21 protein-coding genes are annotated in these 24,632 nt (G+C 69.0%); 17 read left to right on the top strand and 4 right to left on the bottom strand.

Annotated elements, in window-relative coordinates; all coding sequences use genetic code 11:
* Positions 1-45 precede the first annotated feature (45 nt).
* The 16 genes from VFZ09_RS40685 to VFZ09_RS40760 all read left to right on the top strand — a co-directional run bounded on the left by VFZ09_RS40685 (position 46) and on the right by VFZ09_RS40760 (position 19,293).
* Entirely contained in the window at positions 46-885 is an 840-nt protein-coding gene (locus VFZ09_RS40685; RefSeq protein ID WP_329733178.1) for a hypothetical protein, read from the top strand.
* 171 nt (positions 886-1,056) lie between these two features.
* Entirely contained in the window at positions 1,057-1,908 is an 852-nt protein-coding gene (locus VFZ09_RS40690) for a DUF2381 family protein (protein ID WP_329733179.1), read from the top strand.
* Positions 1,905-3,695, top strand: a complete 1,791-nt coding sequence (locus tag VFZ09_RS40695; RefSeq protein ID WP_329733180.1) for a serine/threonine-protein kinase — start codon at positions 1,905-1,907, stop codon at positions 3,693-3,695. Before VFZ09_RS40690 ends, VFZ09_RS40695 begins: the two co-directional genes overlap by 4 nt.
* 325 nt (positions 3,696-4,020) lie before the next feature.
* Complete coding sequence (locus VFZ09_RS40700; protein ID WP_329733181.1) at positions 4,021-4,770, top strand: DUF6310 domain-containing protein; 750 nt, start codon at positions 4,021-4,023, stop codon at positions 4,768-4,770.
* 1 nt (position 4,771) lies between these two features.
* The gene (locus VFZ09_RS40705; RefSeq protein ID WP_329733182.1) at positions 4,772-5,527 is read left to right on the top strand and encodes a DUF5953 family protein; all 756 of its coding nucleotides are present in this window, start codon (positions 4,772-4,774) and stop codon (positions 5,525-5,527) included.
* 114 nt (positions 5,528-5,641) lie between these two features.
* Positions 5,642-7,105: a restriction endonuclease fold toxin-2 domain-containing protein gene (locus VFZ09_RS40710; RefSeq protein ID WP_329733183.1), complete on the top strand. Its 1,464-nt coding sequence runs from the start codon at positions 5,642-5,644 to the stop codon at positions 7,103-7,105.
* A gap of 16 nt (positions 7,106-7,121) precedes the next feature.
* Positions 7,122-7,493, top strand: a complete 372-nt coding sequence (locus VFZ09_RS40715) for a hypothetical protein (protein ID WP_329733184.1) — start codon at positions 7,122-7,124, stop codon at positions 7,491-7,493.
* 93 nt (positions 7,494-7,586) lie between these two features.
* Positions 7,587-9,509, top strand: a complete 1,923-nt coding sequence (locus tag VFZ09_RS40720; RefSeq protein WP_329733185.1) for an AAA domain-containing protein — start codon at positions 7,587-7,589, stop codon at positions 9,507-9,509.
* Positions 9,510-9,580: 71 nt separating this feature from the next.
* Positions 9,581-10,456 (top strand): trypsin-like peptidase domain-containing protein, encoded by an 876-nt coding sequence (locus VFZ09_RS40725; RefSeq protein WP_329733186.1) that lies wholly within the window; start codon positions 9,581-9,583, stop codon positions 10,454-10,456.
* Complete coding sequence (locus VFZ09_RS40730) at positions 10,453-11,454, top strand: trypsin-like serine protease (RefSeq protein ID WP_329733187.1); 1,002 nt, start codon at positions 10,453-10,455, stop codon at positions 11,452-11,454. Before VFZ09_RS40725 ends, VFZ09_RS40730 begins: the two co-directional genes overlap by 4 nt.
* Before the next feature lie 243 nt (positions 11,455-11,697).
* Positions 11,698-11,871 (top strand): hypothetical protein, encoded by a 174-nt coding sequence (locus tag VFZ09_RS40735; RefSeq protein ID WP_329733188.1) that lies wholly within the window; start codon positions 11,698-11,700, stop codon positions 11,869-11,871.
* Positions 11,872-11,954: 83 nt separating this feature from the next.
* Complete coding sequence (locus tag VFZ09_RS40740) at positions 11,955-12,812, top strand: alpha/beta hydrolase (RefSeq protein WP_329733189.1); 858 nt, start codon at positions 11,955-11,957, stop codon at positions 12,810-12,812.
* 191 nt (positions 12,813-13,003) lie between these two features.
* The gene (locus VFZ09_RS40745; protein WP_329733190.1) at positions 13,004-16,015 is read left to right on the top strand and encodes a choice-of-anchor D domain-containing protein; all 3,012 of its coding nucleotides are present in this window, start codon (positions 13,004-13,006) and stop codon (positions 16,013-16,015) included.
* An 86-nt stretch (positions 16,016-16,101) separates the two neighbouring features.
* Positions 16,102-17,250, top strand: a complete 1,149-nt coding sequence (locus tag VFZ09_RS40750; protein ID WP_329733191.1) for a serine/threonine-protein kinase — start codon at positions 16,102-16,104, stop codon at positions 17,248-17,250.
* 171 nt (positions 17,251-17,421) lie between these two features.
* Positions 17,422-17,970 (top strand): Uma2 family endonuclease, encoded by a 549-nt coding sequence (locus VFZ09_RS40755; protein ID WP_329733192.1) that lies wholly within the window; start codon positions 17,422-17,424, stop codon positions 17,968-17,970.
* Between the two features lie 54 nt (positions 17,971-18,024).
* A complete protein-coding gene (locus tag VFZ09_RS40760; protein ID WP_329733193.1) occupies positions 18,025-19,293 on the top strand; it encodes a metallophosphoesterase in 1,269 nt (422 codons plus the stop codon).
* A 10-nt stretch (positions 19,294-19,303) separates the two neighbouring features.
* Here the strand turns inward: VFZ09_RS40760 and VFZ09_RS40765 are convergent, their stop codons facing one another.
* The 4 genes from VFZ09_RS40765 to ttcA are packed head-to-tail and all read right to left on the bottom strand — an operon-like array spanning position 19,304 to position 23,085.
* Entirely contained in the window at positions 19,304-20,539 is a 1,236-nt protein-coding gene (locus tag VFZ09_RS40765) for a serine hydrolase domain-containing protein (RefSeq protein ID WP_329733194.1), read from the bottom strand.
* Between the two features lie 30 nt (positions 20,540-20,569).
* Complete coding sequence (locus VFZ09_RS40770; protein ID WP_329733195.1) at positions 20,570-21,391, bottom strand: phosphate/phosphite/phosphonate ABC transporter substrate-binding protein; 822 nt, start codon at positions 21,389-21,391, stop codon at positions 20,570-20,572.
* Positions 21,392-21,407: 16 nt separating this feature from the next.
* Entirely contained in the window at positions 21,408-22,232 is an 825-nt protein-coding gene (locus tag VFZ09_RS40775; RefSeq protein WP_329733196.1) for a TerB family tellurite resistance protein, read from the bottom strand.
* Positions 22,225-23,085 (bottom strand): tRNA 2-thiocytidine(32) synthetase TtcA, encoded by an 861-nt coding sequence (ttcA, locus tag VFZ09_RS40780; RefSeq protein WP_052519061.1) that lies wholly within the window; start codon positions 23,083-23,085, stop codon positions 22,225-22,227. The genes VFZ09_RS40775 and ttcA overlap by 8 nt, the downstream gene beginning before the upstream one ends.
* 66 nt (positions 23,086-23,151) lie before the next feature.
* On the opposite strand from ttcA, the gene VFZ09_RS40785 reads away from it, so the two are divergent.
* Positions 23,152-24,318, top strand: coding sequence for a ribonuclease D (locus tag VFZ09_RS40785; RefSeq protein ID WP_329733197.1), 1,167 nt, complete (start codon positions 23,152-23,154; stop codon positions 24,316-24,318).
* Positions 24,319-24,632: the final 314 nt, after the last annotated feature.

The raw sequence follows: 24,632 nt of genomic DNA on the forward strand, positions 1-24,632 counted from the left end.
GAAAGGAACACCGCCCGTGAGCATACGCGGGTAGAGTCATCTTTGATGCCAATCCACGATGCACTCATCGAAGCCCAGAAGCTCCTCGGGAGGCTCTGGAAGGAGGAGCAATCCCCTGAGCGAGAAAGAATCCTGGAGTGTGCGGGCTACACCCTCTCGTTCATCTCCGCGACCGGCCAGCACTACCGGTTCGAGGACTTTCGCAAGAACCTGGCCTCAGATAGCCCGGCACGGGTCGAATCGCGCACTCTCGCCCCCAACGAACCAGGAGCCGCTGGTAGCGCGAACATCCGAGAGCTTCTGGCCAGAACCCATGGCTTCTTCAATCAGTTGCTGGCCGGGCCGAACTGTACCAATGACCATGAGCCGATTCGCATTCTCCTCGACGTGTTTCATTACATCGTCTTGAACGGCGAGTTCGTCGCTTTGGACGAACATATGCAGAGACTCGAAGCCGGCGCTCCGCCGCGCGTCATCGCCGCATTTGGAACGCAGGCAGAGGCAACAACCTGGCTGGAAAACACGTCCGAACCGCCCAGCAGGGCCTTGGTGTTGATTGGAGACCAGTACCACCAAGCCGTCTATCTCCGAGACATCAACCACCGCAAGGTCATGCCGTGGCCCGCAATGGAGTACTACCTCGCGGAGCTCGTCCAGGATGTACCCCCCATCCCCGTGGCCTCATTCGCCAGCCGCGAGATGGCCGAGGCCTGGCTGAAAGCGCAAGCCGAGCCGCCCGATCGCGAATGGGTGATGATCGCGGGTGCAGTCCACCTCGCGGTCAACCACGCCAACGTCCAACGCCGCGCCCTGTACCCCCTGTCGATGGCCGATGGATACACCATCAATCTCGAGGTTGAACCCGAGCCCTCACGGCCAGACTGAGAAGCACGGATGGGCTCGCGGACACGCGCCTCCAAAGGAGATGCCCCGGGTGGCCCATACGCCCCCTACCGATTCGTCAAGTGACCTGCTCCGGAGTGACCGCTCCGGTTGAGCAGTCCTTGTCCGGACGGGCAGGCTCCTCTACGGTGCGAGCCTCTTCCCGGAGGCCCCGTGCGCCCTCGCACATGGACAGCCCTGCTCTGGCTCCTTCTCGTCACCACCCTCGCCGCACAACCCGCACGGGCCACCGGGCCCGAGTCGCGGCGCGGCACGGTGCTCGTCGCGGGACGGCCGGAGGCACCCCCGGTGCTGTACGTGGACTCGGGCACGGTCACCCGCGTCCGCTTCGTGGACCTCGTGGAACCGCGCGCACTGCCAGGACCGGAGTGGCAGGGGCATGTCGAAGTCGCTCCGTTTGGAGAGCGCTCCCTCGTGCTCTCCCCCGTGAAGAACCTGCTGGAGGGGCAACGCCTGCTGCTGCCCGTGACGGGACGCACGGAGGCCGGAGAGCCCGTCTCGCTGACGCTGGCGCTCGTCACCCGGAAGGAGGTGGTGGACGCGGAGGCGTGGGTGGCCCGAGCCCACGTGCTTGCCGAGCCGGTGGCGGACGGAAACGAGGTGGACGCGGTCGCCCGCGAGCTGCTCGCGAGCCACGTACCAGGAGGCGGCAGTCCCAGGCTGTCGCTCCGTGTCCCGGACATGAAGACGGCCACCGTGCCGGCCAGCGGCTTCCGGGCCTGGGTCGAGTCCTCCCTCCAGTTGGAGGGATACCTCTTCGTCACCGTCACCCTCCAAGCCGACCGCCGTCACTCCAGGCCCTGGCGGCTCGTCCGGGTCCGGCTGGAGGCCGGGTGCCCTCGAGGCGAGGGGCTCCCCGTGCGCATCACCTCGGGTAGCTCTGGGCGATATCAGTTCCACACCTTCACCACGCCGATGCCCGAGGGGGCTGGCTGCGTGGGACTGACCCTGGAGGAAGACGGCCCCCGGACATTGCGCGTCAAGGAACTGAAGGTGAACCCATGAAGCGCCCCCTGCACCCGGACCAGCTGCGCCCGGGCCACCGCGTGCGTCACTACCGGGTGGTCCGCCGTCTGGGCTCCGGCGGTTTCTCCACCGTCCTCCTCGTGGAACACGGGGGCCACTTCTTCTCGATGAAGATGGCGGCGCGGCCGCCGAGCGCCGAGGACGAGTCGCGCGTGGACGAGCGGGCCGTCCGCGAGGCGGTGGTGCTGGGGCACTTCCGGCATCCCCACCTGCCGAAGGTCTACGCCACGGGACGCTGGCCCGACGCGGACTCGGGCTACTTCTTCGTCGTCACCGAGTACATCCCCGGGTGCACCTTCAACCGGTGGCGTTGGAAGACACACTCCTCGCTGCGCCGACAGGTGAAGGAGGTGGCCGAGGTGGCACGGGTGCTCGCGGAGCTGCACGAGCGCGGCGTGGTGCACCGGGACCTCAAAGCGGACAACCTCCTCATCCGGGAGGGGGACGAGAAGCTCTTCCTCACCGACTTCGGCTCGGCCTTCCTGCCCGGGGCCTACACGCTGACAGAGGTGTTGCCGCCCACCACGTTCCACAACCTGCCTCCCGAGTGCGCCACCTTCCTCATCAACGGCGAGTGGGAGCAGGGAGCGCATCTCTCCGCCACTCCCGCGATGGACCTCTACGGCCTGGGTGCCCTGCTCTACGAGGTGCTCACCGACTGCCATCCCTTCAGCCCCCGGCTGCCCCAGGCGAAGCTGCTGCTCGCCATCGAGTCAGTCGTCCCGAAAGAGCCCCTCCTGCTCGACCCGCGGGTGCCGCCAGTCCTCAATGACCTGACGATGCGGCTGCTGGCGAAGAAGCCGGAGCTGCGCCCTCCGAGCGCCCGGGCCGTCCACGAGGAACTGATGCGGATGCTGGAGGCGGAGGGAGACTCGGAGCCATGGACGCGCCCGTATGCCTTCGCGGCTCGGGATGAGGCGCCTCCTGCCCTTCCAGATGAGAACGGGGTGCCAGGAACGTCCTCTCCGGCCGGCCAGACGGCGGACGCACAGAAGGAGCCGAGGAAGCCGGGGCTCCGGTGGAGGGCACTCCTGGTACTCGCCGTCACCGCGGGGCTACTCGGGGTAGGGTGGAGTCTGGTCCGCGAGGAGTGCGTGTCTGCCTTCGAGCTGGCGTGCTCCGGCGCGGGTTCCACCGAGAAAGGAAACCACTCCTTGTTACCCTCCCGCAGAGCCGACGACACCCTCTCGCAGCCCCATCCCGCCAGCAGCCTGTGCACGTGGCTGGGTGCCTGTGCCGCCGCCGCGAACCTCCTGGGGTGCGCGAGCGCGCCCGTCCGCCCCGAAATGGAGCCCCTCCTCGCGCAGTGCCCACCCGAGGCCCGCCAGACGGCCAGCCGGCTGGGTCTCCGGTCCATCATGGAAGTCCAGCTGGTGAACGTGACGGAAGCGGGGCCAGACCACCACCTGGCCACGGTCAACATCAAGAGCGGGCCGGTGCAGGGCGAGCTCATCGTGAACGACGAGGACTACTTCAAGGTGACGGGTGAGGCGAAGGTGTTCCCGGACCGGGTCTACATCTACTTCGACAAGCTCCATCCCACGCCCGAGGGCCCACCCGTGCCCTTCTGCGGCGCGGCCCTGAACGACAACAGGAATCGCTTCGGGGTGGAGACATGGGCGGTCATGCCGCAGGAGGGCGCCCTGGTGGAGCCCACCAAGGTGGACCGGAGCCCCGATGCCGCCATCCTCAACTTCCCCATCGTGTTCACCTACATCCAGGGCCCCGACAACAAGTTCCGGCCCCGCGTCGTCATAGATGATTAGGTGCCGCCGCTCGACGTGACGCTCTCGGCTCTGGCCCCCTGCCGCTCCACTCACGTGCCGATTCGTGGCTGTCTGGGCGTGCTGTCATACTCCGAGCGGCCCCGCCAGGACCCTCGAGGTCCTGAGTTGTTTGGAGGACCTGGCCATGCATCTCCGAGCGTGTATCGCACTTCTACTCTATGTCTCAGCCTGCGCTACGTCAGCGCCCGGCCCAGGAGGGCCAGCAGCCCGGGACCCGAGGTTGGCCAACCTCCAGCGAGCGGCGACGCTGCCCTGGACGGACGGGGGGCGTTGCGCCGTACAGGAGGCTTCCGAGCCCTGGCCCGTGCTGGCGGAGCGGTGCTTTCATGCCCTCGACCATGACCGGATCGAGTTTCACGACACCACGGGGCGATGCGCGGTGGCCTCTGCCGGTGCCGCTGCCCTGGGAGTCGGGCTCTGTGTCCTGGCGGCGCCGGAACTCGTCGTGGGAACGGTGATCATCGCGGGCGTGGTGTTAGTGGGCTTCGTCATCAAGGAGGCCCTGGATGCGTATGCTCTGGATATGGGCCTTCCCGAGGTACGGCCCGCGCCTGAAACGCGGCCCGTGCCTGAAACGCGGACCACTCCACAGAAACCCTCGCCTAAAAAAAGGCCCAAGCCGGAGCCGAAGGGGCCGGATCTACCTCCTGTGGAGCCACCCGAGACTTCGGCGCGAGATCGCCGCAGGTGCGAGCCCGCTCCAGTGCCGTACCACCTTGGCGGTAATAAACTGCACGACATGTGCGCCGACAGAATTCCGAACAACAGTTTTCCCGGCGGCGATGTGTTCGTGAATGGGAAGAACTTCGACGCGCTGCAACTGGCCACGCGCACGCTGTGGGAGGTCAAGACCGACAAGTTCGACACGTACACGGACGACCTACAGGTCATCGTGGTCAAAAGTCAGGTGCAGGAGTTGCGGCACGAGCGCGCCCTCGCTCTGGCTTGCGGATTTGACTACCACGTCGGCGTGCGCAGTGAAGCGCACAAAGAAGCGCTGGAAGAAGAGGCCCCGGATCTCATTGGCCTCATCGTTGTCATGGACTGGTGCTGAGATGACAGCCAAACGAAAAATCACCCTCATCGTCTACGCGCCCGCACTCGTGCGCGATGACAGTCGACCCATGACAGTGGTCCATGGGATGGAGCGTGCGTTCCCTGGCATGAGCCTGGGATGGACGACTTCACTGGACGGGCAGCGCACCCTTTTGGCGAATCGCGATACATGGCTGGCCCAACAGAGGATGGACCGGGAATTTCCGCTCCTCCACAACGGCGATGAGCGTGCGTTCGTCTCGGTGTATGGAACGGAAGCGTCGGCGACCAGTTCGCCGGGCGGTCAGGCCCAGCTGGAAATACACATCAAGCTCCCACTGAGCCCAGAAGGCATTGCAGCGGCAGCGGATGTGCTGGAGGCCGTGGCAGAAAACGCGCGCGCGTACTGGGGGCATGCCACGCCGTCCAAGGCGTCGCTGGATATCGCGCGCCAGACAAAGAACCGGCCAGACGACCTGGAGCCTCCTCCTCGCGGGCTGCCGATGATCAAGTCCCCTGGTGCCATGCGCTCGCCTGAGATTCCGCATCGCCTCGGGTGGCTGAACTACTGGTCGGGTGCGGCTGCGGAGGCCATCGGCTTTCCGGACCCGGCCCGCGACGCGGAGTTGCTGTCACGCACACGGCGTACCGCGACGGGAGGGTGGGTTGTCCGGCTCACCGATGCGCCGCTCGACTTGGACAACCCCACCCACCTGGACGCGCTTCAACGGGTCTACGAGCGCTTCCCGGAGATTGGCGGGCGAGTCCTCCCTTGAGAGCAGGTTTCGGCAGGGAGCCTCGCCAGGTACTCACCCGAGAGCGCCGGCTGGCAAGCGCCCGGCCCCCACCGCTGTCCTGCAGGCGGCCCGCGCGTGGCATAAACCTCCCCCATGTCTCGCGACGTCTCCTTCTTCGACTCCCTGGGCCGCCTCCTCTCCCTCGAGCGCGAGGCCGAGCGCGCCCGCATGGAAGCCCTCGCCGAAGGCATGTCCCTCCAGCAGCGCGCCGAGCAGGGCCTCTCCTTCCTCGACCTGGAGAGCATCGAGGAAGAAGTCGGCCTCGGCGGCCGCGTCCTCGTCACCCTCGCCCGCAAGGACCGCGCCCGCTTCCCCGCACGCCTCGACAACGGGGACCAGGTCGCGCCCCCCTCAAGTCCAGCATCCTCTCCCACGAGAAGTAGTAGCATGGGCGCTGCCGCGCTACCTATCGGTGCGGCGCGCATCCGGTCAGCGCCTACATCCATGAGAATCCTTCTCTATTGCTTGGGGCTTCTTTTCGCTGCGCCCGCGTTCGCCAGCCCATTGGAGAATGAGCTGTGCCATGCGCGGCCTCGGCCAGTCGAAGCGATGGAGAAGCCGGAGAAGCTCTGCCGTGCCTTCGTACGAGCCATGGAGAAGATGCCCGGCGAGGCGATGAATGAAGTGCAGGCAGTACTGTCTCCCGAGAGCATCACGCTCATGGGAACGATGACCATGGCATGGATTGGCAGTCAGGGCATTCCCGTGCTCGGCCAGGCCGTGGACGTGGCGCTGCTATCGCTGGGCGTCATGATGGCCGCAGCGCAAACGGCTGCGGTGAAGGACTCGCTGTGGCTCTACGTCAACTCCGCAACCCATGCGAGAGATGAGGCGGGCCTCGACGCAGCGGCGACGCACCTCGCACGAGCCGGGGCCACGGTGGGGGTGAGCGTCGTGACGTTCATCCTGATGAAGAAGGTATCCGGCAAGGTGCAGAACCGGCCGGGGCCACGCGACCATCCCGCCCTGCTACCCGAACCCATACCAGTAGCCGCGGGCGGGCATGTGGGCGCTCCCGTGGGCGCCGCTCCAGGTGTCGTCCCAGGGACAGGTGTGGCACCCGCGTTCGCCGCCGCAGGTGGACGCTCGGCGGGAGGAGGCGCTCCAACAGAGGGAGTGAAGCCCAAGAAGGTCAACCACAAAACCTTCAAGGAATGGATTGGAAAGGTGAAACGGCGGCCCGCCCGCGAGGGCTCGGAAGCCTACAAGTACCAGAGGAAGCATGCTGGGCCAGAGGAGATGGAGGTCTCCGGAGGTGGAGAGCAAGTCTGGGCGGACGGTGCCCGCCTGGAGGAGGCGAAACTGCTCGAGGTCAAGCACATTGGCGATGCCGAGCGAAGTCCATTCATTGCTGGCTCGAAGTGTGTCGAGAAAGCCCGAACCATGATTCTGAACGCACTCATGGACGAGTTCGCGCGTTACGCCGCAGTCATCAGGGATCCCAACACTCCAGCAGTGGGGCTCGAGGTGATTGTCAACGATAGCAGGGCTGTTCCGCTCTTCGAGCAACTCCTGAAGAAATTCAGCATTCCAGGTGAGGTTGTTGTTCGCCCTTGAAGCGAGGAGAAGGTGGATGAAGTTCTTCATCTTGGCGGAGAGTGGCGGATTGCCGCCTGTCTCTGAGTTCATCTCCAGCCTGAGCACGCGGTGGCCTGGAGCCACGGTGAGACAGATCTCCAATCCCGAGAGAAGCTATGTTTTGGAGTTCAGTGTTCCCATGACGGATTCAGCATTGGAGGGTTTGCTTGCTCGAACGGGTGACTCCATGACGTTCGAAGGTGCCTCTCTTCGAGACACCTCCGGATTCGTTCAATGGTGCCGCACTCTCGTCCCCCCTCACCTGCCACTGCTCTTCTGCGACGAGAGTATGAACGGCGAGGTAAAGGTGACTCCGGCAATGACGGCAGCGGAAATACTCGAAGCATTTCATGCAAGTGGAGGGTGAGGAGTGTCAGCGAGCTGGCGATCTGTGCGCCAGGGGTCTGGAGTCCCTTGATGCGCTTCTGGGGGTAGCCGGCACATGGCATAAACCTCCCCCATGTCTCGCGACGTCTCCTTCTTCGACTCCCTGGGCCGCCTCCTCTCCCTCGAGCGCGAGGCCGAGCGCGCCCGCATGGAAGCCCTCGCCGAGGGCATGTCCCTTCAGCAGCGCGCCGAGCAGGGCCTCTCCTTCCTCGACCTGGAGAGCATCGAGGAAGAGGTCGGCCTCGGCGGCCGCGTCCTCGTCACCCTCGCCCGCAAGGACCGCGCCCGCTTCCCCGCCCGTCTCGACAACGGAGACCAGGTCGCCGTCTTCCCCCGCCGCTCCGAAATCAAGGAGCCCGCTCGCGCCCTCGTCTCCCGCGCCACCGCCACCCGCGTCCAGCTCGCCTTCGACCGCGAGCCCCCTCCCTTCGTCCACGAAGGTCTCCTCCGCCTCGACCGCGTCCCCAACGACGTCACCTACGAGCGCGTCCGCGCCGGCCTCCAGCGCGTCAAGGCCCTCGACAAGGGCGCCGCACGCCGCAAGCGCGAGGTCCTCCTCGGCAACGAGCACCCCCGCTTCGACTCGCTGCGCGAATTCACCCCCACCCGCCCCCTCAACCCCGAGCAGCACGACGCCGTCTCCCGCGCGCTCGCCGCCGAGGACTTCTTCCTCGTCCACGGCCCTCCCGGCACCGGCAAGAGCACCGTGCTCGCCGAGGTCGCCGCCCAGGCCGTCTCCCGCGGCCAGCGTCTGCTGTGCACCGCCGCCAGCAACGCCGCCGTGGACCACCTCACCGACCTCTGTCTCGACAAGGGCCTGCGCGCCCTCCGCATCGGCCACCCCGCCCGCGTCACGCCCCGGCTCCAGCAGCACACGCTCGATCTCGTCGTCGAGGAGCACCCCGACCGCGTCCTCTCCCGCGAGCTCTTCGACGAGGCCTTCTCCCTGCTCGGCTACGCCCGCCGCCAGCGCAACCAGGGCCGCAGCCGCGAGCGCTTCGCCAACGCCCGCGCCTCCACCACCGAGGCCAAGAGCCTCCTCGACGAGGCCCGCGCCCTCGAGCGCAAGGCCCTGCGCGCCGTCCTCGAGCGCGCCCAGGTCGTCTGCGTCACCCTCGCCAGCCTCGAGTCCGGCGTCCTCTCCCACGAGGAGTTCGACCTCGCCCTGCTCGACGAGGCCACCCAGGCCACCGAGCCCCTCACCCTGCTCGGCGTCCTCCGCGCCCCTCGCGTCATCCTCGCCGGTGACCCCCAGCAGCTCCCGCCCACCGTCCTCTCCCCCGAGGCCGCCAAGCAGGGGCTCGCCGTCAGCCTCTTCGAGCGTCTGCTCGCCGACCACGGCGAGGGCGTCAAGCGCATGCTCCGCGAGCAGTACCGGATGAACACCGCCATCATGTCCTTCCCCTCGAAGGAGATGTACGGCGGCGAGCTGCGCGCCCACCCCAGCGTGGCGGACCGCACCCTCGCCGACGTGCTGCCCTCCACCGCCAGCGTGGACGCCCCGCCCGTCCTCTTCCTCGACACCGCCGGCAAGGGCTTCGACGAGGAGCAGGAGAAGGACACCGGCAGCCTCTTCAACCGCGGCGAGGCAGAGCTCGTCATCGCCCGCGTGAAGGAGTTGCTCGGCGCCGGCCTGGAGCCGCGCGAGCTCGCCGTCATCACCCCCTACCGCGCCCAGGCCCACGCCCTGCGCGAGCGCGTGGAGGCCCTCTCCCCCGACGTCGAGGTGGACACCGTCGACGCCTTCCAGGGCCGCGAGAAGGACGCCATCCTCGTCTCCCTCACCCGCTCCAACTCCGAGGGCCAGCTCGGCTTCCTCACCGACCTGCGCCGCATCAACGTCGCCCTCACCCGCGCCCGCAGGCACCTCTTCGTGGTGGGAGACTCGGCCACCCTCAGCGGCCACCCCTTCTACGCCCGCTTCATCGAGTCCACCCAGGAGGCCTCCTCCTACCGCTCCGCCTGGGAGTGGCCCGACCCCGCGGACGTCCCCTGACGTTTGACACGTCGCGCCCCCCCTCCTATCGTGAACAGATGTACAATAGGACACACCCGCGAGGGGGTGCGTTGTCCCCATCCGTGTTGCCGGGGCTCTTGCTGTGGCTGTCGATCGCAGGGTGCTCGGACCGCTCCAACCCGGACACGAAGCAAGAGAGCCCGGAGACCACGAGCCGGGAGGTGTCGGTGGAGGCGCTGGCGGGCGAGGTCGACTCGGCGAACCGCTATCCTTCAACGGTCCTCGTCGTCGCCCAGGAGCCCGTGACGGGAAAGGGCTTCAAGGGTTGCAGCGGCGTGCTGCTCTCCCCGCGGTGGGTGCTCACGGCGGGACACTGCGTGTGTCCGCAGCGGCCAGCGCGTGTGCCTGGAGATGAGAATGGGCGCATCGTCGATGGCACCACGTGTTCGGCGAGTGCCACCATCAAGGTCCTCTCCTACCTTCCGATGACGCCGGGTGAACCGTCGGAGGTGCGCGCGACAAGACATCAAGGCAAGGTTCACGCCCATCCCGAGCTCAAGCTCCTGCTGGATGCTGACGGAGGGATTGTCTCGAGCCATGCGGACCTCGCGCTCGTCTTCCTGGAGATTCCGGTGAAGGACGCGCCTGCGTCTCCAGCTCTCGCGAAGACTGAAGTCATCCCCGGTGAGCCCATCACCGTGGTGGGACACGGCCATGACGAGCTCCGAGGAAGCATGGGGGGAGATCGCCGATTCAACAGGACGCGGGTGGTGAAGCGCGCGGAAGCAGGCGGAGAGCGAATCCTGTTCGAACAGCCGAACCGGAGTGTCTACAAGGGCGAGAGCGGAGGCCCTTGCCTGCGGGAGACCCCTCAGGGGCAGGAGCTCATCGGGGTATCGAGCCGCAGCCTGGGCCAGGAGCCCTCCTTCATCGGCACCCATGCCTTCCAGGGTTGGATTCTCGAGCGGATGCAGAGCACGCCATGAGCGGGGGCCGCTGCCGGACACTCCTCGCCGTGCTCTCGCTGCCGGTGCTCGCCCTCGGGAGCGGCTGCGCCGGGGAGATCTCGTCGCAGGAGCGGACGCTGTTCCGGCGCACGTCTCTCGTCAGGCCAGGGAGCTCGCGGGATTTCGAGAACCGCTACCGGTCGACGCTCAGGCTCTTCGTCGCGGAGAAGGCAGCACAAGAACAGGGCTCGAGCGGAGAGTGCAGCGGCGTCCTCATCGCGCCGCGGGCCGTTCTGACGGCCGGACATTGTGTCTGCATCGTGAGGAAGCTCTCCGTGTCCGAACGCGAGGCACTCGGCAAGGAGGCGATTGCCGGGATGGCGCGCCGAGGGGATGTCGTTTCCAGGGCCGAGAGCCTTCGGGGCCAACGTCTTGACGCCGTCCTGGACAGCTCGAGGTGCGCGAGCAGCGCGAAGGTCAGGACGATCATCTACGAGCCGCGGGTTCCAGGAGAAGCGGAGGGCTCGCGGCAGGTGACTTACAGCGGCACGGTGAGGCCCCATCCCCGGCTCGAGCTCCTCTACGACGATGAAGGGAGCGTGGTCTGGAGTAGCGCGGACCTCGCGGTCATCCACCTGGACATGCCGGTGAAGGACTTTCCGGTGGTGGAGCGGACGACAGCAGAGGCGCGGGTGGGTGAGCCCATCGTCATGGCGGGTTATGGACCCGGTGAGCCCCTCGGATTGGCTGGGGAGCGTCATTCTGGCGAGAACCAGGTGAGTTGGCTCAGGACTCTGGACTCGGGGAGTGTCGAGTTCGTCGTTGCACAGCAGCGGATGCCCACCGGACACGTCGCCGCACACCTGGACGCAGGTGATAGCGGAGGTGGCTGCTGGCGCACGGGAAGCGATGGCAACCTGGTGCTCATCGGCATCGCGGGTGGGAATGCGAAGAACGGGAGGGGCGAGAGCCTCTCGGTCTTCACCAGCATCTATTCGCATGAGGAGTGGCTGAGCCAACAACTGGCGGAGCCGTGATTCATGATTCTGGATGCCTGGGACTCGAGACAATAAGAACCTCGACAGTCACCCCGGCCGACTACGCAAAAGGTGCAGTCCTACACGCACGTTTTGTCGCATCCCCCCGCAAAATTTGTCACTCCGGGAGGGGCTGGCAGGGTCTAAATCCCTGGATTCCTTGTGGACCGGCCATACCCGGGCATCGGCACGCCGCATGCTTGAGGAGGGAGCGGGGGAAGGCAGCCCTCAAAGGAGGCAGCCATGTCGCAGGTTCGTTCCGTCGTGTCCAAGGAAGCAGATGTGTGGGTCCTCCGGCTGGAGAAGGCCAACGGGAAGGTGCAGGAGTACCGCTGCACCTCCGAGGGCCAGGCGAAGCAGCTCGCCCAGATGCTCTCCGCCCCGGCGTCCATGGAGCCCGTCCAGCTGCAGGCCTGAGTCGAGCTCGCAGTTCCCAACGGCGGCCGGATGCGTCATGCGGCTCCGGCCGGAGTAGTCTCCCGGCCCGCAAGGAGCCGCCGTTGTCCTCTTCTTTCGAGTCGTTGACAGCCGATGCCCACGGCCTCGCCCTCCACGCGCGCCAGCGCAATCCCGGGGGCGACACCGCCGTGGTGTTCCTCCATGGCTGGCTGGACCATTCCCACAGCTTCGATCTCGTCGCCGAGCACCTGCCGGAGACGTGGCGGCTGGTGCTGCTCGACTTCCGCGGCATGGGCCGCAGCGCGCACCTGCCGGGCCATGCGCACTACCAGTTCGCCGAGCACCTGGTGGACGTGGAGGCCGTGCTGCGCGCCACCGGGCTGAAGGCGGCGCACTTCGTCGGCCACTCGCTCGGCGGCATCGTCGCCACCGCCTACGCCGCCGCGCGTCCCGAGCGCGTCCTCAGCCTCGGCCTCATCGAGAGCCTCGGCCCCACCGGCGGCCCTCCCGAGAACGCGCTCCCCCGCCTGCGCGGCTTCCTCGATGACCTGGAGCGCCCGCCCAACCGCAAGCGCTACCCCACCGTCGAGGCCGCCGCCGCCCGCCTGCGGGAGAACACCCCCTCCCTGCCCGAGAGCGTCGCGCTCCACCTGGCCCGCCATGGCACCCGGCCCGTGGACGGCGGCCTCGTCTTCACCTTCGATCCCGCCCACCGCCGCCGCTTCGCCTTCGGCTACGACGACGCGCAGTGGCTCGCCCTCTCCTCGGCCGTCACCTGCCCCGTGCGGTTGATCCTCGGCGGCGAGGGCTTCCGCTTCGATGAGGAGCGCGCCCGGGCGAGGATGGAGGCCCTGCGGCTGCCTCCCCCGCTCGTCATCCCCGGCGGGCACCACGTCCACCTGGAGCAGCCCGAGGCCGTGGCGCGCGCCCTGGTGGAGCACGTCCGCTCGGCCCGCTAGTCCGCCCCCGGCCCTCCGGCAACCCGGGAAAATCCCTTCCACCCTTCAGGGTACGCGGCTTCCCTCCGTTCGTATCCCACATCCACACCTCTCACCAAGTCCCTGTTTTCACTGGACTCCCCAGTCGACAGAGAGCTGGTCGCCCGTTTGCATTGGGGCCCTGCCGGATGGGCGCGAGGCGAGATCAGGTGATGAGAACGGGGCTGAGTGGTGGGCGGATCATCGGTCTGTCGCTGCTGGCGGCGCTTCTGGCCGCATGCCATGAGCCGGGGAATACCCGCTCGGTCATGGCCACGGCGGCAGTGGACTCGGACGCACTCGACTTCGGCGAGGTGCCGGTCGGGCAATGGCGCGAGAAGGTCGTGCGCATACGCAACGTGGGCTACGTGCCCTTCCGTGCGTTGGAGGCGCTGGGGCTCGAGGGCAATCCCTCGTACCAGGTCTCCTTCGAGGGCGAAGGCCGGGTGGAGCCGGGCGCCGAGAAGCTGGTGCGCGTGCGCTTCCACCCGCTGGCCGAGGGCCCCGTGGAGGAGCGGGTGCACGTCACCACGGATGCCAACTCGGGCCGGGAGCACACGGTGCGGGTGATGGGCCAGGGCGCACCCCTGCCCATCGACATCCAACCGCCCGTGCTGGACTTCGAGACGCTGGAGGTGGACAGCGAGCGCACGCTGCGCCTCACCATCACCAACCCGGTGGACCTGCCGCTCACCGTGACGGTGAAGGGCGCGGCGGCGGACGCGTTCCGCACGGACACCCTCACCGTGCCACCGCTCAGCACGCACCAGGTGGAGACGCGCTACCTGCCCACGGACCTGGGGGACATGCGCGCGCTGGTGGAGGTGAAGCCCTGCGCCACCTGCACCCCGTCCACGGCGGAGCTGGCGGGCCGCTCGGTGGCGAGCGCCTTCGTCTTCGAGCCCTCGCCGGTGCCCTTCGATTTGATTCCCGTGCACGAGCGCACGCAGTCCTTCACGCGCGCGCGCAACATCACCTGGCGGCCCGTCACCCTCCAGGAGCTGAGCACGGATGACCGGGCCTTCACGCCGCTGGCCGCCCCGCGCGCCACGGAGGTGAAGCCAGGCGAGGTGGTGAAGCTCCCGCTGGAGTTCGCGGCGCGCACCTCCGGGCCCACCCAGGCCCTGCTGACGGTGGGCTACGAGTCGGACAAGCGGCGCCAGACGCAGGTGGTGCTGGACGCGAGCGGCGGCCGGCCCCGGCTGGCGGTGGCCCCGCTGGCGCTGGACTTCGGCGAGCTGCCCGTGGGCGGCAAGGTGGGCAAGACGATCCGCCTGACCAACGGCGGCACCACCGGCAACCTGTACTTCAAGGGCGTGCGCGGCACGGGCGCCGCGGCGCACTTCTCGGTGGACGTGCCCCTGCGCGGCAAGGCGCCCCTGCCCTGGACGGCGGGCACCGCCTGGCCGGCGCTGGGCGCGGACGACATCCCCATCGCCCCGGGCGCGGACGCGTTGGACCTGACGGTGTACTTCGAGCCCGTGGCCGAGGGCCCCTGGACGGCCACGCTGGTGCTCGTCTCGGACGATCTGATCAACCCCGAGCGGGAGATCGTCCTCACCGGGCGCGCGCGGACCACGGGCCCGTGCGTCTTCGAGCTGCAACCGCAGCCGGTGCTGGACTTCGGCAACGTGGAGCCGGGCCGGGGCGCGGTGCTGGGCTTCCACTTCCGCAACCCGGGCCGCGAGGAGTGCGCGGTGAAGGACATCCACATCTCCCATGACGGCGGGGGTGCCTTCTTCATGCCCGGCGGGAAGCTGGCGGGCGGCGTGGTGCCGTACGACTCGGCCTTCAGCGCGATGATCGCCTTCCGGCCCCCGGCGACGGGCCAGTTCCAGGGCGAGCTGAAGCTGACGGTGAACAACCCGGCGACGCCCACGGTGACGCTGCCCCTGCGCGGCGTGTCGCAGGCGACCTGCCTGGTGGCCGCGCCGAACTTCGTGGACTTCGGGCCCATCCGCTACGACTGCCCGGCGAAGCCCCGGCGCACGCTCATCTCCAACCAGTGCGCCGCGCCCGTCGTCATGGACAACGCCTGGATGGGCGCGGGCACCAGCGGCCAGTTCCATCAGGTGACGCCGCTCGCCCTGCCGCGCATGCTGGCGCCCGGCGAGGGCGTGGAGGTGGAGTTCACCTATGCGCGCGACGTGCTGGGCCAGCACTACACGCCCTTCTTCGCGTCCGCCGAGAACGAGACGGCGCCGCTGCTCGTCCCGCTGCTGGCGGAGACGAACCACGAGGGCCTGCAGTTGGATCGCTTCATCCAGGGCACGGACAGCCAGTTGGACGTCCTCTTCGTGGTGTCCAACACCACCACCATGGACACCTTCCAGGCGCGGCTGAAGGCGGCCCTGCCCGGGTGGCTGGAGCGCGCGCGGACGGAGGGCGTGGACCTGCGCCTGGGCGTCACCAGCACGGGCCTGGGTGCCCGGGCGAGCGTGTGCGGCGGCCCGGCGGCGGGCGGTGAGGCCGGACGGCTCGCCCCGGTGGATGGGCGGCGCGCCCGGGCCATCTCCAGCACCGCGGCCACGGCGGCCGGGACGGTGCAGGCCAACATCGACGAGCTGGGGCTGTGCCACAACCTGGTCCAGGGCCTGGAGACGATGCGCCAGGCGCTCTCCTCGCCCCTGGCCACCAGCGCGGATGATCCGCGCACCCCGCTGCCCAACGACGGCAACCTGGGCTTCATCCGCTCCACGGCCCGGCTCGCGGTGGTGGTGGTGTCCGACGAGGACGACCACTCGGGCTTCGACCCGGAGAGCTACGTGCAGTTCCTCCAGGCCGTGAAGGGCACGGGCATGTCGCACCGCACCCAGCTCTACGCGCTGGTGCCCACCGACTCGCGCTGCACCACGGCGGGCGGCCCTGGGCCCCGGTTCTCGAGCGTGGCCCAGCGCACGGGCGGCGCGGTGGCCTCCATCTGCACCGGCGACTACGGCCCCTTCCTGGACAAGCTGCTCCAGCGCGCCGGCGAGCCCCAGGCGGACTTCTCCCTGAGCGCCACGCCCAACGGCACCACCGAGATGTCCGTGCGCGTCCAGGGCCGGCGGCTGCCCGACGACCAGTGGTTCCATGATCCGGCGCGCAACGCCGTCGTCTTCCGGTCCGCCGCGGTGCCCACCCTGGGCCAGATGATCGAGGTCCGCTACCGCAGCGCCTGCGTGATCACCCCCGCGGCCCCCTGAGGGGCGGGGGGAGCCTCCGGGGACCCCGTCAAGGGCGCGGGGTCCCTTCCGCTCGTGGCCTCGGGGGGGATATGGTGGGGTCCCCCGTGGAAACCTTCGGCCGTTACGAGCTGCTCCGAAAACTGGCGACTGGCGGAATGGGCCAGGTCTTCCTGGCCCGGCAGAAGGGGCCCGTGGGCTTCCAGAAGCTGCTCGTCGTCAAGCGGCTGCTGCCCCACCTGTCCGAGGACACGGACTTCATCAAGATGTTCCTGGATGAGGCCCGCATCGCCGGCATCCTCAACCACCCCAACATCGCCCAAATCTACGAGCTGGGGGACGTGGACGGCGTGCTGTACATCGCCATGGAGTACGTCCAGGGCGAGGCCGTCAGCCAGGTGAACGCCCGCGCCAACCACCGCAAGGGCGGGCTGCCCCTGGGGCTCAAGTGCCGCATCATCGCGGACGCCGCCGCGGGACTGGATCACGCGCACCAGGCGCGCTCGCCCTCGGGCCGCAAGCTGGGGTTGATCCACCGGGACGTGTCGCCGCAGAACGTGCTGGTGGGCTTCAACGGCAACGTGAAGCTCATCGACTTCGGCGTGGCCAAGGTGTCCGGGAAGCTGAGCCACACGGTAGTGGGCACCATCAAGGGCAAGCACGCGTACATGTCCCCGGAGCAGGCCCGCGACGAGGAGCTCGACGCGCGCTCGGACGTGTACGGCCTGGGCATCGTCTTCTACGAGCTGCTCACCAGCCAGCGGCTCTTCAAGCGCGAGTCGGACCTGGCCACCCTCAAGGCCGTGGTGGGCGCCAAGGTGATTCCGCCCTCCGAGGCCGTGCCCGGCATTCCGAAGTCGCTGGACGCCGTGGTGATGAAGGCGCTGGCCCGCAAGCGCGAGGAGCGCTTCCAGAGCGCCGGGGAGTTCCAGCTCGCGCTCGAGGACTTCCTGCTCGCCGAGCGGCTCCCGGGCACCCCGGCCCACCTCACCGCCTTCATGAAGGAGCTGTTCTCCGCGGAGCTCGAGGAGGATCGCTTCGCCAGCGAGCCCACCGTCATCCAGTACGATCCCCGGCTGTCGCGGGAGATCAGCTCGCCGTCCTCGACCAAGGTGGCACCCGCGCAGGCGCAGGGGCCCCAGGCGAAGCAGGCCCGTCCCGCGGGCGCCACGCCGTCGAAGGGCCGGGCACAGGCTTCCGCCACCCGGCGTCCCACCGCCCCCCGCGGGGATGGCGAGGAGACGGAGGAGACGTAGGCCCGCTCACGGGCGAGCGGACAGGCGGCCCGCGTGTGGCTCCATGGACATTGTGTGGGTCCGGAGGCAACTTCCGAGGGAAGATGGACCCGGGTGACGTGACACGTCAGACCGGAGTGCTAGACCGGCTCCATGGACACGGAGACGGGCGTCGGGGGATTGAGGGAAGTCATGGGACGTGAACGAGCCACCTACGCGGACCTGGAGGCCCTCCCGGAGCATGTGGTGGGGGAGCTGATCGACGGGGAGCTGTACGCCAGTCCCCGGCCCGCGAGCCCCCACGCGATGGCGTCCTCCGTGCTGGGGGTGAAGTTGGGCGTGGCATTCCATCGAGGAGGCCCCGGCGGGTGGGTCCTGCTGGATGAACCGGAGCTGCACCTGGGGGAGGACGTGCTGGTGCCGGACATTGCCGGCTGGCGCAGGGGGCGGATGCCGCGCATGCCTCGCACCGTGGGCTTCACGCTCGCACCGGATTGGGTGTGTGAAGTGCTCTCTCCCTCCACGGCCAGGCTGGACCGGAAGGCCAAGCTCCCCGTGTACGCGCGCGAGGGCGTCCGGCACGTGTGGTTCCTGGATCCGGACACACGCACGCTGGAGGTCCTCCGGCTGGACGGAGCGCACTACTCACCGATGGCCACCCACACCGGCACGGCCCGGGTGCGCGCCGAGCCCTTCGAGGCCCTGGAGTTGGAGCTCGCCGCCCTCTGGGACGAGGTGTAGCCGCGCGCCAGGAATAGGGATGACAGACCCGCGCTGGAGGAGCACCCTTCCGCCATGGCGAACACCCATCCCGGGACGAGCAGGTCCGACCATCCCATCGCCTACCTGACGGACGTGGAGGGCATCTGGGAGAAGCTGGACAGCTTCTGCCAGGGCAACCCGTACGTGCACCTCGAGGCCGGAGAGCGGCTGGTGGTGCGTCCCGGCGCCACCTTCGTCTACGGGGGAGACGCCGTGGACCGCGGGCCGGATGGGCTCCGCGTCGTGCGCACCCTGCTGGAGGCCCGGCGGCGGCAGCCCTCCCAGGTGGTGCTGCTGGCGGGCAACCGGGACATCAACAAGCTGCGCCTGCCGCGCGAGCTGAACGGCCATCCCCTCCCGAAAACCCCCGCCGACGTGCGCACCGCCCCCAGGCCGGTGCTGCTGCGGTGGATCTTCGACCACACCATGGGCGCGCGTGACGCCTTCGAGTTCCGCCGGGAAGAGCTGGAGCGCACCGGCACGCCCGTGAGCGACGAGGACGTGGTGGACAGCTTCCTCGAGGACGTCCGCCCCGGAGGGCTACTGCGCGACTACCTCTCCGTCTGCCAGCTCGCCCACCGCACCGGCAACACGCTCTTCGTCCACGGTGGAGTGCACGAGCGCAGCCTCGGGCAGGTGCCCACGGGCGAGCACGTGGAGGGCGTGGACGCCTGGGTCGAGGCCCTCAACCGCTGGTACCGCGAGCAGCTCTCGGCCTTCCGCGAGGAGCGCCTCGAGCCGGACGGCACTCCGGCCTGGGAGCCCCTCATCGCCTACCAGGCCCCCATTCCCGGCGAGCGCATCAACCTCGGCAGCGTGGTGTACGGGCGCATGGCCGACAGGCTCAACCACCCCGGGCTCCCCTCCCCCGCCCTCATCGAGACCCTCGCCCGCTCGGGCATCCACCGCGTGGTGGTGGGCCACACGCCGAGCGGCGACTGTCCCTCGGTGCTGCGCGAGGACTCCTTCGAGCTCGTCCTCGCGGACAACTCCTACGGCCGCGTGGAGGGGGCCTCGCGCGTCTTCCTCCGTGACGACAGCATCCGCGTGGAGGGCCAGGTGAAGCTGGATGACGGACGGCTGGAGCGGCTCCGCTTCCAGCTCCCGCTCGGCGACACCTCGAGCCCCATCGGCCGGCAGCTGCTCGACACCGGGCAGTTGGTGAAGGGGCCGCTCGAGAGCGGGGAGTGGCTGCTGTTCCGCGCGCTGCCGCGGTTCCAGGTCGAGCAGCTCCCGGTGGCCCCGAGCGCCCTCGAGGGCCGGGCGCTGGGCCCCGCGCGGGCGGCGGCTCAGGGCGTGTAGAGCCCGGCGCTCAGTCGACGAGCGCCTGATAGACGAGCTGCCGCAACTGGGAGCGCAGCGGATAGGTGCTCGAGGGGAGCAGCTGGGTCATGAAGACGACGGTCATCTCCTCGGCCGGGTCCACCCAGAAGGCGGTGCTCGCCATGCCGCCCCAGTGGTACTCGCCCGCGGTCGAGAGCGTGCGGTAGGCCACCGGATCCATGACCACGGCGAACCCGAGCCCGAAGCCGACGCCGTCGTAGCGCGTCTCGGCGAACAGCGGCCGGCCGAAGGCGGCGAGGTCCGCGCCTCCGGGCAGGTGGTTCCGGGTCATGTAGCGGAGCGTCCTCGGGGAGAGCAGCCGCACGCCGTCGAGCTCGCCGCCGTTCAGGAGCATCCAGGTGAAGCGCGTGTAGTCGCGCGTCGTCGACACCAGGCCGCCGCCCCCCGAGAACCACGTGGGCGGCTTCAGGATGCCCCTGCCGAACGCCTCGGAGCGGATGGTCCGGGTGCGCGAGGGGTCCGCCGTATACAGCGCGGCCAGACGGTGCAGCCGGTCCTCGGGGCACCAGAACGTGGTGTCCTTCATCCCGAGCGGACCGAGGATGCGCTCGTTGAAGAAGGCATCGAGCGTCTGCCCGGACACGACCTCGACGAGCCGGCCGAGCACGTCCGTGGCCACGGAGTAGTTCCACTCGGCACCGGGCTGGAACGCGAGCGGCAGCTCGGCCCAACCGCGCACGCACGCGGCGATGTCCATGCCTTCCGATGAGCCGAGCTCGAAGCCGCGGAGCCGGTACATCTCATCGGTGACGTGCACGCGGTGGAAGCCGTACGTGAGGCCCGCGGTGTGCGTGAGCAGGTGCCACACGCGGATGGGCTCGATGGCGGGCACGGTGACGGGCCGGGCCGCGGAGCCGCCGACGTAGACGCGCGGCTGGGAGAACTCGGGCAACCACCGGCTGACGGGATCGGACAGCTCGAACGCGCCCTCCTCCCACAGCATCATCGCCGCGACGGAGGTGATGGGCTTCGTCATCGAGTAGATGCGCCAGAGGGTGTCCGTCTCGACGGGGCGGCCGGCCTCCTTGTCCGCGAGCCCGTACGAGGACAGATGCGCGACCTTGCGGCGGCGGGAGACCATCACCTGCCAGCCCGCGAGCCGCCCGTCGTCCACATACCGCTGGAGATGCGTGTCGATGCGACGCAGCCGCCGCGCGTCCAGGCCGACCTCACCCGGGTCGACGTCGATGCCAAAGTCCGCCATCCGTTGATTCTCCCCCGGCGGGCCAGGAGCTCAGAGGCTCGCGAGGGCCACGCGGTACAGGGCCCGGTAGCCCATCCGCGGCGCGGGCTCGAAGCGCTCCGCCGAGAACAGCTCCTCCAGGAGGCGCTTGCCGTCCTCGGTCTCGTGCAGGCTCAGCAGCGCGCGCTCCAGCTGGCCCGCCACTTCCGACGCCACGCCCATCCCCACCGGCACTCCGTCGTTGGGCGCTTCCTCGGTGTAGGCGATGAGCTCGAACGCCCCGCCCTTCCCCGGCAGCACCACCTCCACGCCGTCCGCGTACGTCAGCCCCGTGGACTCCGGCGGACAGAAGATGCTCGCCACGTCCGCCTGGCCGCCCTGCACCGCCTCCAGGGCCGCCTTGTACGAGCCCGCGAACTGCTGCGCGGAGAACGTCTTCACCGGCTCGCGGCCCGTGGCCTTCAGGTACGCCACCGGCAGCAGGTAGCCGCCCACCGAGTCCCGGTCCACCCACGCCACCCGCGTGCCCTGCAACGTGTCCAGCGTCAGCCCGGAGCCCGCCCGCGCCACCAGCGCCGAGCGGTACGACGAGCGCCCGCGCCGCACCCCGCGCGCCAGCACCCGTACGCCCATGGCCTCCACGCGGGCGCACACGAAGGGCGGCGCCCACACCGCATCCGCCCGGCCCGCGAGCAGGTCCTTGGCGAGCGCCTCGTAGCTGGCCGCCACGCTCACCTCCACCTTGCGGCCCAGGGCCTTCTCGATGAACGCGGTCAGCCGCTCGGCCCGCTCGCGCGCCAGCGCATTGCCCAGCGAGGGCGGCAGACCGAAGCGGAAGGAGAATCGTGCCGGGTTGGGAGGAGAGGCGGACATGGTCGGGAGCCCGTGTCTACGCCTCGGCGTCCAGCCGCGCCACTTCGTCGTCCGCCAATCCGAATGTCGCCTGCAGCATGTGCAGAATCCGCTGCTCGGCGAGGCTCGGCTCCTGGCCTCCCGCGTGGGCGATCTTCGTCGCCAGCCGGTAGGCCTTCAGCCGCTGCGTGTGCGTCGTCAGCCCGTGCGCCATCACCTGCAACCGGGCCGGCAGGCCCTCGGCCGCCAGCGCCGACACCGCCTCGCTCACGAAGGACTGCGCCCGCTCGGGGCTCACGTTGTGGAAGAGCGGATCCGACGCGAAGCTCTCCACCAGCGCCCGCGCCTCCGCCTCCTTCAGGCGCCCGTCCGCCGCGCTCACCAGCACCATCACCTCGGCGAACAGCCGCTCCAGCGGCTCACCGAGCGCCTCCGACAGGCTGCCTCCGCCCTCGATGACGTCGATGATTTGGGCCACCTCGTCCTCGGAGATGCCCAGCGCGGCCTGGAACGTCTTGAGCAGCCCCAGCTCCGTGCGCGTGGCCCGGTGGTCCGAGAACGCGATGGACGCCGCCAGCCCGAAGGCCAGCATCCGGTTCTTGTGGTCCGGCAGCCGCGCCCGCAGCGAGGCCAGAATCTCCTCCAGGTCGTGCGCCTTGGACAGCCGCTGGGCGCTCGCCTCCACCAGGGCGTTGAGCTCGTCCGGCTTGGTGCCCTCGAACTCGGGGCGCTCGATGACGCGCCGCAACAACGTCTGCAACTCGAGCTGGGAGACCCGGCCATCCGCCATGGCCGCCAGCAGCATCACCTCCACCAGCGCCGCGTTCCGCTCCTTGCGCGCCTTCACCGCTTCCTTAGGCATCCGCCAGCCCTCCCTGGATTCGTGCTGCGGTCGTCGTCTGCGCCTGCGCTTCCCCTGCTGGAGTACCCTCGGATGCGAGCGAGGAGAAGTCGAAAACGCTCTTGTCCAGCAGGTGGCTCGGCCGCACGTTGCTCATGGCGGAGAGCACGCTCTGGCGGACGTTGGGAATCTCCTTGCCCAGCTCCTCCATCAGCTTCTGCATCCGCTTGCGCTGGAGGTTCTCCTGGGTGCCGCAGAGGTCGCACGGGATGATGGGGAACCGCCGGGCCTCGGCGTAGGCGGCGATCTCCTTCTCCGGCGCGTAGCACAGGGGGCGGATGACGGTGTTGCGCCCATCGTCGCTCTTGAGGATGGGCGGCATGGCCTTGAGCGAGCCGGCGAAGAAGAGGTTGAGCAGCAGGGTGTGGATGAGGTCGTCCCGGTGGTGGCCGAGGGCGATCTTGTTGCAGCCCAGCTCCACGGCCGCCGTGTAGAGGATGCCGCGGCGCATGCGGGAGCAGACGGCGCACTGCGTCTTCCCGGGAGGCGTCTTCTCCAGGACGATGGAGTAGGTGTCCTCCTTGAGCATCTTGTAGGCGAAGCCCTCGGACTTGAACCAGCCCTCGAGCTTGTCGGCGGGGAAGCCGGGGTGGCCCTGGTCGAGGTTCACCGCCAGCAGGTCGAACTTCACGGGGGCGCGGCGCTGGAGCTCCCGGAGGAGGTACAGCATGGTGTACGAGTCCTTGCCACCGGACACACCCACCATGATGCGGTCCCCCTCGGAGATGAGGGAGTAGTCCGAAATGGCACGGCCCATGTGGCCGAGCAGGCTCTTCTCGAGGCGAAGGACGTCGGGGTTCATCGGGGTTGTCATCCTAGCGGCGGCGGCGGAAAAAACACGCTACACGTACATACCTGGTCCGCTAGCCTGCTCTCCGCCATGCACAGCTTCCCACAAGGTGCGCAGGACATCATCGATTCAGAGGGGGCCCAGACGGCCGCCCGGAAGCTCGAAGGGGCCCGGGAGCTGGCCGTGGACGTGGAGGCGGATGCGATGCACGCCTTCCGCGCCCGCCTGTGCTTCCTCCAGGTGGCCACGGACGAGGAGGTGCTCCTCTTCGACACGCTCCAGCCCGGGGTGGAGCCCTCGTTGCTGGCGCCGGTGATGGAGGACCCGGACCGGACCAAGTTCTTCCATGCGGCCGGGGGAGACCTGCCCTACCTGGCCGAGGCGGGGGTGAGGGTGCGGGGGCTGTTCGACACGCACCGGGCGGCGACGCTGCTGGGCTGGCCCAAGGTGGGGCTGGCGGACCTGGCGCGCGAGCGGCTGGGCGTGGAGCTGCCGAAGGAGCACCAGCAGTCGGACTTCTCACTGAGGCCGCTGCCGCCGGGGATGCGGGACTACATCGCCAACGACGTGCGCTACCTGGTGGAGCTGGGCCGCCTGGTGAGGGAGGAGACGCGGAAGGCGGACATCCTCGAGGAGGTGCTGCTGGACTGCCAGCGCATGTGCGACGAGGCGGCGGCGAGGCCGGAGGTGGGGGCGGACTTCAAGCCGCGCCTGCCGAAGGCGGGGCTGACGCCGAACCAGCTGGTGCTGGCCAACGCGATTGCGCAGGCGCTGCACCGCAAGCGGCTGGAGTGGGCCGAGGCGGAGAACGTGCCCATGGGGCGGATGCTCTCCAACATGGCCATCTCGGACATCGCGGTGAAGCCGCCGGGCAACCCGAGGGAGCTGGCGAAGGCGGCGGGAGTCCGGGGCGCCTTCGTGAGGGCGCACGGGGAGGAGATCATCGCCCTGGTGCGCGAGTTGCTGGAGAAGTCGCGGCGGGGCGAGCTGAAACCAGAGCAGGAGCAGAAGGGGCCGAAGGACGCGAACCGGCGCAAGCGCGAGGAGGCGCTGAAGGGGTGGCGCGCGGAGAAGGCGTCGGCGCGGAAGGTGACGCCCTCGGTGGTGCTGCCCAACCCGGTGTTCGACGTGCTCGCGTCGCGGCCTCCGGCGAACCTGGACGAGCTGAGGACGGTGCCGTACATCGGGGAGAAGCGGGTGCAGCTGTACGGAGAGGACCTGCTGGCGCTGCTCGCCCAGCATCCCGTGCAGGGCTGAGCCATTCCCTCATCGCCCTGTCTCCCCCACTCGCGCATCCATCCCCTCTCCCTCCGGGAGAGGGACGGGGTGAGGGTATCCGGGCCCGTGCTCCCCACTGTCCACGGGTCATGAGGCCTTGCGCATGTCCAGGCGTCCCGCTCTTCGTGCAGTTCACGGAGCCGCCCGAGACGCGGCTCTTTCATGCGCTCTTCCTGGACAGCCCCGAGAACCTGCCCTGACGAGAGCCAAGGCCAGCGCGGTCTGATCCAACCCCGGGCGCGATCAAAGCGTCCGCCGCATGCGCCCGCGTGCAATAGAACCGGCGCGCAGGC

Origin of the sequence: Archangium sp. (assembly GCF_036277355.1) — a bacterium.
Lineage (GTDB): Bacteria > Myxococcota > Myxococcia > Myxococcales > Myxococcaceae > Archangium.

Bases quoted from the DNA above. Each gene is read 5' to 3' on its own strand.
- VFZ09_RS40685 (WP_329733178.1), top strand. From the start codon at position 46: ATGCCAATCCACGATGCACTCATCGAAGCCCAGAAGCTCCTCGGGAGG.
- VFZ09_RS40695 (WP_329733180.1), top strand. From the start codon at position 1,905: ATGAAGCGCCCCCTGCACCCGGACCAGCTGCGCCCGGGCCACCGCGTG.
- VFZ09_RS40705 (WP_329733182.1), top strand. From the start codon at position 4,772: ATGACAGCCAAACGAAAAATCACCCTCATCGTCTACGCGCCCGCACTC.
- VFZ09_RS40710 (WP_329733183.1), top strand. From the start codon at position 5,642: ATGTCTCGCGACGTCTCCTTCTTCGACTCCCTGGGCCGCCTCCTCTCC.
- VFZ09_RS40715 (WP_329733184.1), top strand. From the start codon at position 7,122: ATGAAGTTCTTCATCTTGGCGGAGAGTGGCGGATTGCCGCCTGTCTCT.
- VFZ09_RS40720 (WP_329733185.1), top strand. From the start codon at position 7,587: ATGTCTCGCGACGTCTCCTTCTTCGACTCCCTGGGCCGCCTCCTCTCC.
- VFZ09_RS40730 (WP_329733187.1), top strand. From the start codon at position 10,453: ATGAGCGGGGGCCGCTGCCGGACACTCCTCGCCGTGCTCTCGCTGCCG.
- VFZ09_RS40735 (WP_329733188.1), top strand. From the start codon at position 11,698: ATGTCGCAGGTTCGTTCCGTCGTGTCCAAGGAAGCAGATGTGTGGGTC.
- VFZ09_RS40745 (WP_329733190.1), top strand. From the start codon at position 13,004: ATGAGAACGGGGCTGAGTGGTGGGCGGATCATCGGTCTGTCGCTGCTG.
- VFZ09_RS40755 (WP_329733192.1), top strand. From the start codon at position 17,422: ATGGGACGTGAACGAGCCACCTACGCGGACCTGGAGGCCCTCCCGGAG.
- VFZ09_RS40760 (WP_329733193.1), top strand. From the start codon at position 18,025: ATGGCGAACACCCATCCCGGGACGAGCAGGTCCGACCATCCCATCGCC.
- VFZ09_RS40765 (WP_329733194.1), bottom strand. From the start codon at position 20,539: ATGGCGGACTTTGGCATCGACGTCGACCCGGGTGAGGTCGGCCTGGAC.
- VFZ09_RS40770 (WP_329733195.1), bottom strand. From the start codon at position 21,391: ATGTCCGCCTCTCCTCCCAACCCGGCACGATTCTCCTTCCGCTTCGGT.
- VFZ09_RS40775 (WP_329733196.1), bottom strand. From the start codon at position 22,232: ATGCCTAAGGAAGCGGTGAAGGCGCGCAAGGAGCGGAACGCGGCGCTG.
- ttcA (WP_052519061.1), bottom strand. From the start codon at position 23,085: ATGACAACCCCGATGAACCCCGACGTCCTTCGCCTCGAGAAGAGCCTG.
- VFZ09_RS40785 (WP_329733197.1), top strand. From the start codon at position 23,152: ATGCACAGCTTCCCACAAGGTGCGCAGGACATCATCGATTCAGAGGGG.